The following is a 10,509-nucleotide window of genomic DNA, read 5'->3' as shown; positions in this document are numbered from 1 at the left end:
AACGATTACTATCGTTTTTCCCTCGCTAATTCTGGTAACTTTAATCTCAATCTAACCGGAATGACCGCCGATGCGGACGTGCAACTGTTAAATAGTAGCGGTTCTCTGATTGCCTCCTCTACTAACGATGGTACGGCTTCTGAGAGCATTACTGGTCAGTTGAGTGCAGGCACCTACTACATTCGTGTCTATCCCTATAGTGGCGATACCAACTATAATTTGAGTGTTTCGGCTGTTTCTTTAGCTCCTGTCGATAACGCAGGGAATACTCCCAGCGCTGCCAGAGCGATTACGGTTGGTTCTAGTTCTACCAGTTACACCGATTGGGTAGGAAGCACCGATACCAACGATTACTATCGTTTTTCCCTCGCTAATTCTGGTAACTTTAATCTCAATCTAACCGGAATGACCGCCGATGCGGACGTGCAACTGTTAAATAGTAGCGGTTCTCTGATTGCCTCCTCTACTAACGATGGTACGGCTTCTGAGAGCATTACCGGTCAGTTAAGTGCAGGTACCTACTACATTCGTGTCTATCCCTATAGTGGCGATACCAACTATAATTTGAGTGTTTCGGCTGTTTCTTTAGCTCCCGTTAATAACCTATCCCTGATCGGTGACAACACTAATAACGTCCTTACAGGCGGATTAGGCAACGATACCTTAGAAGGATTAGGCGGGAACGACACCCTCAATGGCGGGGCTGGTAATGATACCCTCACAGGAGGAACTGAAAGCGATTACTTTACCTTCAATACCCCCACTGAAGGCATTGATCGCATTACAGATTTTAGCGTTATTGACGACACTATCGTCGTCTCTGCTACTGGATTCAGTGGCGGATTGGTAGCGGGTGCAGCCATTATTCCAAATCAGCTTGTTATTGGGAGTGGTGCCACAACTCTGAACCATCGCTTTATCTACAACTCTAGCACTGGCGCTCTGTTCTTCGATGCTGATGGCAATGGCGCACTGGCATCTACCCAAATTGCTACCCTCAATCCTAACTTAGCCCTAACCCATCAGGATATTTACGTCGCTTAGGTGGATGCCTAAGCGACTTCCAGGGGAGGATCTCACCTTTGTAACCCCTAAATCAGGTTTTTATGTCAAGCTATTTTGAAAGCCTTGCTAGAAAACAGTTTTATGGATAAATATAATTACTCACTTGCATAAATGAGATACTCCCGACTTCCAGAGAATAAAATACCCAACAAAAAAATATCCCTCTTCTGGGACTTTCGGAAATCCCTGACCGAATCTAGTTTCTGAAACCCTTGCTTGACAAGGGAACGCTAACTTTTTTTCTAATAAAAACTCAAATTTCGGGTTTCTGTTAGTTAGCACTCGCTTGAAGGCTTACCCCATAAGAGAGCCAGAGTTGAGAGACTGTAAGATTTTTGCCAGAGTTCCAGAAGAGCGATACACAAGGCTGATCACACGAAATTCAAGAGAGTCGCAGAAATTAAAGCGTAAAGGGCAAAAGCTAAAATCCAAACCGATATGCAAACACACGATGCCAACAAATTCAGTATTCTAGTAGGAAACCTTTTCAGAGCAAGGTTTCCCTATTTGTATATCCCAACTTGGGAAGAAGAAAGGGTGATTAATATCCTTCGCTCGGTTGCTACTGAGGCCAGCAAAATTCGCACAACTCGGAATTGTTTTGTGTGGAAGTTGACAACAGGGATGACAGCGGATAATAAACAATCTAGTCAAGCTGAAACCAATACACAGAGCAAACTATTAGAACCAATTAAAGCTCTTGAGTTCATAGATAACTATGCCGAGCCTGCTATCTTTATCCTAGTAGATTTCCATGTGTACTTTGGTGAACGAGGTAAAACACCCGATTATCAGATTATCCGCAAACTACGCGATCTTTCTGCTAGATTAAGACGCAGCAGTAAGCCGAAAAATGTTGTTTTTATTGCTCCTACAGTTGTTTTGCCCAATGAATTACAGAAAGAGGTCACAATTGTTGACTTTGAGTTGCCATCTTTTGAGGAAATTAAGGCTGTTTTAGAGGAGATGATTACAGCAAATCGGCAAAGTGGCAAAATTATTATTGAGCTTAACGACGAGGAAACTGAACGTTTAGCAAAAGCAGCATTAGGTTTGACTTTACAGGAAGCGGAAAATGCTTTTGCTCGTGCAATGGTCGAAGGCGGAAGACTCGACATTTCAGACATTGAGATTATACTTGAAGAAAAACAGCAAATTATCAGAAAAACAGGCATTTTAGAATTTATTAAAAGTACCATCAATCTAGAAGATGTAGGAGGACTCGAAAATTTAAAACGCTGGCTTAGTAAGCGTAACAAATCTTGGCAGGAATCAGCACAGCTTTATCATATTCCTCCACCAAAAGGCGTATTGATTACAGGTGTCCCTGGCTGTGGAAAAAGTTTAATTGTTAAAGCGATTAGTGCTATGTGGCAATTGCCATTACTGCGCCTAGATATGGGTAAAGTTTTCAGTGGTTTAGTTGGCAGCAGTGAAGAGAATATGCGTCAAGCTATCAAAACTGCTGAGGCGATCGCTCCTTGTATTCTCTGGATTGATGAGATAGAAAAGGGATTCAGTAGTGTTTCTGGTTCTGGCGGAGATGGTGGCACTTCTACTCGTGTTTTTGGTACTTTTCTGACTTGGATGCAAGAGAAAACAAAACCAGTTTTTGTAGCAGCAACCGCCAATAATATACACAGTTTGCCGCCTGAACTACTTAGAAAAGGTCGTTTTGACGAAATTTTCTTTGTCGATTTGCCCACTTTACATGAAAGAAAGGAGATTTTTCGTGTTCATCTAAACAAACGTTTACAAGAGCCTGAAGTGTGTGGCAATCTACAGCTAAACGAAAATTTTCTAGTTAGTTTAGCTCAGATAACTGAAGGTTTTGTGGGTGCGGAAGTTGAACAAGCGGTAATCTCAGCCCTATTTGAAGCATTTGCTGAGAATCGTAGTATCGAATCTGATGATTTTTCCCTAGCCATAAAAAACACTGTACCACTTTCAGTCACACAAGCTGAACAAATTCATGCTATCCGAGAATGGGCAAACGTGAGGGCTGTAGCGGCAACCAGCAACCAAGACAGATCAGGTTACGACCAAAAAGTCGAAAAAGCTGATGTTGACGTTCGGGTGTCACGAGGCGGCAGAACTATTGATTTCTAAAGGAGAAATAATTTTATGTCTATCAGTCTTTTATTACTTCCAGTTGCTTTAGCTTTAAGAGCAATAGTTGGCAAAGATAAATTAGAAGAATGGGCAGCTTCTTCACAAAATAAAGTTCCCACTAATTTCAAGGATGGTAATGAACTAGAACGTTTTGTTATAGGTGCTGGTTACGATGCAGAAAAGTGGGGAAGTAGTTATAAAACCCATCTACAAGGAGAAAAAGATTTCTTTTTCTGGGATTTAATAGATGGCCAATGGGTTGCTGTGTTTAGAAAATCTACTCCAGATGATGTACTTAATCGCTTTATTAAGGCTGTAGAAAAGCGTGGTGGTCGTCAAATTTTTTATGCTACTAATGATTCCACCAGTCAATCAGTTAAATCAGCTAAAACGATTGAACCGGTGGAATCAACAAAATCTGAAGTATTTCCTACAAACTTTCGAGATAAAAATCTGTTACGTCAAACCTTAATAAAGTTTGGTATGCTTCCCAAAGAAACAATAAATGGCGAGTTGATTTGTAATGTTGGTCCAACCTCCTTGTGCTTTTTTCCTTCCGATGATGGTTCGTTTTTTGTTGAAGTTAACGCCAAAGAACTGAAGTTAATTTACAACAGCTTATCAACCATTGATGAAGATTACAAGCTTCAAATCCAAAAGGAAACTCTCGAATCACTGAAACAAAGAGCTAAAGAGCGAAACCTTGTTATTGAAAGCGAAGAAGTACAAGAAGACAATTCTATACTTTTGACATTAACAATTAATTCTTGAGGAGGAATTAAAAAATGAAAGATCAAGAAGAGGTTTACTTCAATGAATCTGGACTTAAAGTGACAGACCGAAATGTTTATTTAGCAAATAAAACACTCAAGACAGATGAAATTGTCAGCTTTAAAAAAGAGGAGATACCAGCTAAAGTACATCCTGTTTTATGGCTGCTTCAGCTTGTTATTGTTGGGATAATGGTATTTCATTTATACACAACTTACCAAAGCAATATCTTTCTTTTTGTTTTAGCATTGATTTTTATTGTTTTTGTTGGAGCTATGCAGTTTACGTCTATAGTAACAATTAAGCCTAGCAAAACTGTAATGGCAATCATCCTTTTTGCGGGTTGTCTTATTTTAACTTGGCCAATATTTCCACGAATCTTTTTTTATTTGGCTCTGATAATAAGTAGTGGAGCTATAAGTGGTGGTAGTAAAGAAAATGAACCGAGTCAAGAAAGACTGATTATCACCAGTGCGTCTGGACAGCATACAGTGGAACCTTTTAGCAGGAGAGAAGCTACTTTAGCTCTAGATGCAATTGAAAAGGCGATAGAAGCCGCCGAAAATTACAAAAATCTTCGAGAAAATAATTATAGTTTAAGAGTATCAGGTGAAACTTATGGTCCGTATGATTTAGATACCGTTCGGCATTTGCTTACTACACGCCAAATAAATCCTAATGGATGTCTATTTTGGAAGCCTGGAATGATAGAATGGACTCCAATAACAGAGATTCGACAACTAAGAGAATTAATTCCACCCTCCACATTAGAAAATATACAAAAACCAACAGAGACTATATCTAAAAAGACAGAAAAACAATATTCTTCTCAACAAGAAAAAGCTGTTGAATTTGAACCTGTTGAATTTGAACCTGTTGATTTGAATAATGCTCCCCTAGAAGATTTACTTTTATTGCCAAATATGACAATAAACAAAGCCGAAAATCTAATCAGAGAACGTGAATTGCGTTTAGGATTTAGTAGTATTGAGGAAGTTGCCGAATTTTTACAATTACAACCTCATCTAGTAACAAAGTTAAAAGCAAAAGCTGTTATTCTTGCTTACCAATCTGAAAATATTTCAGACGCTCAAGATCAACGTCTAATTGATTTTTAATTAATAACTTAAGGAGAGTCAACTATGTCTAAAAAAATACAACTTCGGATTTTCCCTGATGGTCGCGTACAAGCAGAAGTTCAGGGTATTAAAGGCAAAGCTTGTACCGACTATATTGAAATTTTAGAAGAAGTTCTCAATGCTGAAGTATATGAGTCTTCCTATACTCCTGAATATTACGAGAATCAAGAAGTTTGGTTAAGTCAACAAATAGACGAAACCGTACAGGATAGAAGTTAAAAGGCTTCTAGTTTGTTCATCAATTGCTAACTCTATTAACATAATCTTGGCTTTTTCTATGGAATTACGAATCAATAAGTTTTTGCCTCATACGCGGGCTGAAGGACCCGGAGAACGTGCTTGTATTTGGGTTCAAGGTTGTCCAATTCGATGTCCTGGCTGTGCTGTTCCTTGGACGTGGGAAGATAACGGTGGCAAAATTGTTGAAACAGAACGTCTTTTCGAGCGCATTCTCAGCAGTCCAACTATAGAAGGAGTAACCTTTGTCGGTGGCGAACCTTTTGCCCAAGCTGCGGCTCTAGCTCATCTTGGTCAATTGTTACAAAAAGTAGGCTTGTCAGTTGTCACTTTTACTGGGTATCTTTATGAGAATCTTAGCACCAGTTCTCGGCAAGATTGGCATAATTTACTTGCAGTAACCGATTTATTAATTGACGGTCCTTATCGTCAAGATTTAAATGACATAAATCGTCCTTGGGTTGGTTCTTCTAATCAACAATATCACTTCCTTTCACCGCGATACTTACACATGAAAAATACTTTAACCAACATTGCCAATCGTTTAGAAATTAGGATTTATCAAGATGGTCAGATATTTCTTAATGGGATGGCTAGTAGTGAACAGATAGAGAGTTTAATTAACAACTCTGGCTTTTACATATCGTCGGCTACAATACCTAGTGACCGATAAATTGTATCCTTTTATTTCCACTTAAAACTTTACCAAGAGGTGAATTTATGCCTAACGAATTTGTTCCCAGTGACGCTGAATTACAACATCATATTAATCAGCTTGAAGCAAAAGCTGCTGCACACCAAGCAGAAGCTAACAAATATAGTGAAATGGCAAAGGGTGCTAGTGATCAAGAGCGTAAGGCTCTTATAGAAAAAGCTAAACAGGAATATCGAGATGCTCAGAATTGTAGAAGTCAAGCTAATGATTTGAGGAAACTTCTCAAACAACGACAAGACCAACAAAGACAAAAATTTTCTGAAGCTACAAAAGAAGTTATGAAAGCAAGAGAAGAAGTTAATCGTCAAAAAAATGATGGTACTAAAGAAAGACTTAAAAGCGAAAAAGATCATCAGGTGCAAAGTATTTTAAAAGACAAAAAAGAAAGAGAAGAAGCTGCTCGTCAAAAAACCCTTGAAGAACAAAGACAGAAACAAATGCAAGAAGTTGCTAGAAATGCTGCTAATTTAAGTCAACAACCAATTATGCAAACACGCAGCAATGAAAGATAATGATACAACCACCTAGAAATCAAAAATAGAGGAAAAAATTATGCCTGAAGATCAATTTAACTTAGTGTTCAAAATGTTTGAAATATCTATAGCAGTAGCAGGTAAAATACTGCTAATGTTTTTCAACATTGTTCGTCGCTATCCCTTTCATTTCTTAACAGGTTTGCTATTTGTTCTCGCTGCTAAATATCTTGTCCCTCAATTAACCGTTGATTATCTTGCTCTGATTTTTGGGGTTGGGTTTATAGCAGCAATGATCTTTCAAGTAAAAAGCTTTGCTCTTCCTTCTAAAAGTTCAGATAGAAAAAAAATTGGTGGTGGACAAGCTACAGCACGTTGGTCAAATGAAAAAGATCTGGAAGCCTTAAATCTATTTGATTCTCAAGGTCTTGTGCTAGGAAAAATTACGAAAAAGAAAGGAATGATCTCACGAAAAACACAATCAGATTCACTACTACTTAGATTTAATCAAGATTGGAGTGGCTTTGAAGGCAATTTAATAACTATTGCTCCCCCCGGTGCGGGTAAAGGTGTTGGAGTAGTTATTCCTAATCTTTTAACCTATCCCGGCTCAGTTATTGTTACAGATCCTAAAGGAGAAAATTATGCAGTAACAGCATTTGCACGCCAACGCATGGGACAAAATGTACTTTGTTTAGATCCTTTTGGAATTTGTGACAAAAAAGATCAGGCTCAATTGAATCCTTTAGATCTTTTAGATCCTGATGAAGATGACTTAATAGATGATGCTAGAACTTTAGCAGATTCTTTAATTTTAAGACCAAAAAGTGAGCAGGGTAACGATAAATATTTTAATGATGAAGCAGTTACTCTTTTAACTGGATTTATTCTCTATGTCGTTTGTGAATCCCCTGAAGAATCGAGACATCTAGGAGAGGTAAGAAAACTACTCACTTCTCCTCCTGATGAATTAGCTTTTCACCTTAACATGATGGAAAGCTCTTCTTATGCTCATGGAATAATTGCCAGAACCGCATCTGGTTTCAAACAATTAGCAGAAAACACCGCTTCTAGTGTCCTTTCCACTGTTAAAAGTAATACCGGATTTCTTGACTCTCCCAGAGTTATCAAGTCTTTATCTCGGAGTAGTTTTGATATTAAAGACCTCAAAAGAACGGGTGATGTTTCTCTTTACTTAGTTTTACCTACTGATAAATTATCATCCTATTCTCGCTTACTCCGATTATGGATAAGTACGGCTATTCGAGCCATTTTAAGTGTTCAAGGTAAACCGAGACATCGAGTTTTATTCTTACTAGATGAAATGGCACAATTAGGTCGGATGGATTCTCTAAGAGATGCTGTTTCAATTGTCAGAGGTTATGGCGCAACTATTTGGACAATTTTACAAGATTTATCTCAAATAAAAGCACTTTATCCCAATGATGAATGGCAACCATTTATTTCTAGTAGCAAGGTGCAGCAGTATTTTGGGGTCGCCGACTTAGAGACGGCCAAATATGTCTCAGAAAAGCTAGGCAAAACAACAATTGAAGTGATATCGACTAGCGAGGGTCAAAATCAAAGTTATGGTCAAGTTGGTGGCAATAGCACAAGTTCTGGAACTACAAGAAACCAACAAGTTAGAGACCTTCTACATCCTGATGAAATCATGAGAATGAATCGCAATGAACAAATAATTTTTATTCAAGGTCACGATCCAATTATGGCAAAAAAGATAGAATATTTCAGAGAACCTTACTTTCAAGAAATGTCCTGTGACAATCCCCAACACGAATCAGTTTAGTAAAAATGTTAAACTACTTAAAACTCCAAACTATTTTTTCAGAGAGAGCCTTTTTAGCAATTGTCGCCGAAACCTATGAAAGCTCTAAAACAGAAACAGGTGGAATTTTCTTGGGAATAAAAACAGTTAATATATGGTATATTCTCGAAACATTAGATCCAGGCATACATCCTATTTTTCAACCAGGTTATTTTGAATATGATACTGAGTATATTAATCATTTATCTAAGAAAATAGGAAGATATTATCAGGAACCTATAGAACTTCTTGGACTTTGGCATAGACATCCTAGTAGTTTTGATTGTTTTTCACAAACTGATGATATAACAAATAAAAAATATGCTTCTCAAAATTCTGATGGAGCTATTTCTGCCCTAGTTAATCTTGACCCTGATTTCCGATTAACGATGTACCATGTTTTAATTGAACCCGATTCTTTATCACGCCCTCAATATACTAAAATTCCTATAGAAGTAGGCGACCACCTCATCCCAGAAAAATTTTTAACCCTCAAATCCTTCCCAGATTCCTTAGAAAATATTAATCAACATTGAAAATATAGCTATAATGAGAAAAATTATCTTCATAGATTATGCCAAGACTAAATACAAGTGATACAGTTAAAGAACAACTTTCTCTTTTGTTAAGAAGATTATTAACGTATGTAAACGGTGAATTAGTAGATCAAGCTTATTGGTCAGATAAAATAATCTATAACTGGTTGAAATATGATAAACCTCACCCAAAACTAATTGTCAAAACAGAATTAAAGGTTTTGGTAGATTTTTGCAACGCTGGTACTAAAAAAACATCAGTTATTTCCCTCACTACAATTCAGATGAGAAATGTTCTTGATGTTTTAAAAGATTGGGGAATTCTTACAGATAATCGCACGAATCCTCAAGGATCACGACAAAGGCACTTCACCCTCAACCTTTGGAGTTCATTTACAGAAGAAAATTTGTGGAAATTTGAGGAAGAATGGGATAAGCGTAAATGTCCTGGTCTTGAAAACTCATCGGTTAAAACAGAAATAAATTATGATAATTTCGGATTAATTCCTGATACTTCTCAGATTTATGGGAGAGAAAAAGAACTAGAATTATTAAAACAAAAGTTTTTTCAAAATAGTCCCCCGTGTAAAATTATCGGAATTTTCGGAATAGCAGGAATCGGAAAAACATCTCTTGTCTGTAAACTGATTGAGCAAATTCAAGAGGAATTTTCTCGTGTTATCTATTGGTCTTTTTTGAATCCTCCTTTACCCCTAGAATTTCTTGAAAATATAAGTAATATTATTTCACAAAATATCAGTTTTAAGACAGAAGATAGATTTAAAATAAAACTGATAAAATTTATCAAGATACTAGCCAAATATCGTTGTTTATTATTTTTAGATAATATTGATGCGATTATTGAGCATGAAAACTATCGAGAATATAGTGAAATTTTACAAGCAATTGGTCAGTCAAAGCACAATAGCTGTTTAATTATAACCAGTCGAAAAATTCCTCAAGAACTTGAATCGTTAGTGGGAAATAAGACTTCAACCTATTTCCGAGAGTTACAAGGACTTGACTATCAAACTGGACGGCAAATTTTGGGAGATATTGACACCTTTCATGGTTCAGAGGATGAATGGCAATTTTTAATTCAACAAGTCTGTCACGGCAATCCTTTATTCATCAAATCTATCGCTCATCATATTCAACGAGTTCATCATAATAATCTCTCGGATTTTCTTTTAAAAGGGAATCTTCTGATAAAAAAAATCGAGTCTATTTTAAATTCTTACTTTCAGCAACTATCTAATTTAGAAAAAGCGATTATTTTTGAGTTAGCGATTAATCGAAATCCAGTTTCTTTGTCGGAGCTAGAACATAATGTTATCATTGAACCTGACGGTAAAAGTATCCAAGAAGGAATTAGATCATTATCTAGCAAAATTCTGTTAGATAAAAAAGATGACTACTTTACCATACATCCTCTACTGATTGAATATTTCACTCAAAAAATTATTACCATAGCAACAGAAGAAATCAAAACTCAAAAATTCCAATTATTAAGAAGTAACTCCGCCAATTCAAAAATGAAACGCATCAACCTCAAGAGTTGACAAAGAAAGGCTCATCAGGTACTGTCTGATCATTAACAAAAACAAATCAGACCCAAAATGATCCTCCATCATTT

General features: G+C 36.9%; 9 protein-coding genes and 2 pseudogenes. 10 read left to right on the top strand and 1 reads right to left on the bottom strand.

Annotated features, from left to right (window positions below):
* The 9 genes and pseudogenes from IQ242_RS25995 to IQ242_RS27050 all read left to right on the top strand — a co-directional run.
* A partial coding sequence (locus IQ242_RS25995) for a pre-peptidase C-terminal domain-containing protein (RefSeq protein ID WP_228020884.1) occupies window positions 1-1,044 on the top strand: 1,044 nt, incomplete at its 5' end.
* Between the two features lie 459 nt (window positions 1,045-1,503).
* On the top strand, window positions 1,504-3,174 hold the full coding sequence (locus IQ242_RS08095) for an AAA family ATPase (RefSeq protein ID WP_185237212.1): 1,671 nt from the start codon (window positions 1,504-1,506) through the stop codon (window positions 3,172-3,174).
* A gap of 15 nt (window positions 3,175-3,189) precedes the next feature.
* Window positions 3,190-3,948 carry a hypothetical protein gene (locus IQ242_RS08090; protein ID WP_185237211.1) on the top strand — a complete coding sequence of 253 codons (759 nt, stop codon included), beginning with the start codon at window positions 3,190-3,192 and terminating at the stop codon, window positions 3,946-3,948.
* Window positions 3,949-3,962: 14 nt separating this feature from the next.
* Window positions 3,963-5,066, top strand: coding sequence for a GYF domain-containing protein (locus IQ242_RS08085; RefSeq protein ID WP_185237210.1), 1,104 nt, complete (start codon window positions 3,963-3,965; stop codon window positions 5,064-5,066).
* Between the two features lie 24 nt (window positions 5,067-5,090).
* On the top strand, window positions 5,091-5,306 hold the full coding sequence (locus IQ242_RS08080; protein ID WP_185237209.1) for a DUF2997 domain-containing protein: 216 nt from the start codon (window positions 5,091-5,093) through the stop codon (window positions 5,304-5,306).
* A gap of 58 nt (window positions 5,307-5,364) precedes the next feature.
* Window positions 5,365-5,997: a 4Fe-4S single cluster domain-containing protein gene (locus IQ242_RS08075; RefSeq protein WP_185237208.1), complete on the top strand. Its 633-nt coding sequence runs from the start codon at window positions 5,365-5,367 to the stop codon at window positions 5,995-5,997.
* 47 nt (window positions 5,998-6,044) lie between these two features.
* Window positions 6,045-6,551, top strand: coding sequence for a hypothetical protein (locus tag IQ242_RS08070; RefSeq protein ID WP_193959608.1), 507 nt, complete (start codon window positions 6,045-6,047; stop codon window positions 6,549-6,551).
* A 40-nt stretch (window positions 6,552-6,591) separates the two neighbouring features.
* Entirely contained in the window at window positions 6,592-8,319 is a 1,728-nt protein-coding gene (locus tag IQ242_RS08065; RefSeq protein ID WP_193959607.1) for a type IV secretory system conjugative DNA transfer family protein, read from the top strand.
* 5 nt (window positions 8,320-8,324) lie between these two features.
* Window positions 8,325-8,645: pseudogene (locus tag IQ242_RS27050) on the top strand (Mov34/MPN/PAD-1 family protein); the annotation flags it as partial.
* A 52-nt stretch (window positions 8,646-8,697) separates the two neighbouring features.
* Here IQ242_RS27050 and IQ242_RS27045 read toward each other — a convergent pair.
* Entirely contained in the window at window positions 8,698-8,763 is a 66-nt protein-coding gene (locus IQ242_RS27045) for a tetracycline resistance efflux system leader peptide (RefSeq protein ID WP_223212376.1), read from the bottom strand.
* Window positions 8,764-8,911: 148 nt separating this feature from the next.
* On the opposite strand from IQ242_RS27045, the pseudogene IQ242_RS08055 reads away from it, so the two are divergent.
* Window positions 8,912-10,396, top strand: a pseudogene (locus IQ242_RS08055) (NB-ARC domain-containing protein); the annotation flags it as partial.
* Window positions 10,397-10,509 lie beyond the last annotated feature (113 nt).

It is taken from the genome of Microcystis sp. LEGE 08355, assembly GCF_015207185.1.
Classification (GTDB): domain Bacteria; phylum Cyanobacteriota; class Cyanobacteriia; order Cyanobacteriales; family Microcystaceae; genus Microcystis; species Microcystis panniformis.
This window is presented reverse-complemented; position numbering and strand designations above follow the sequence as displayed.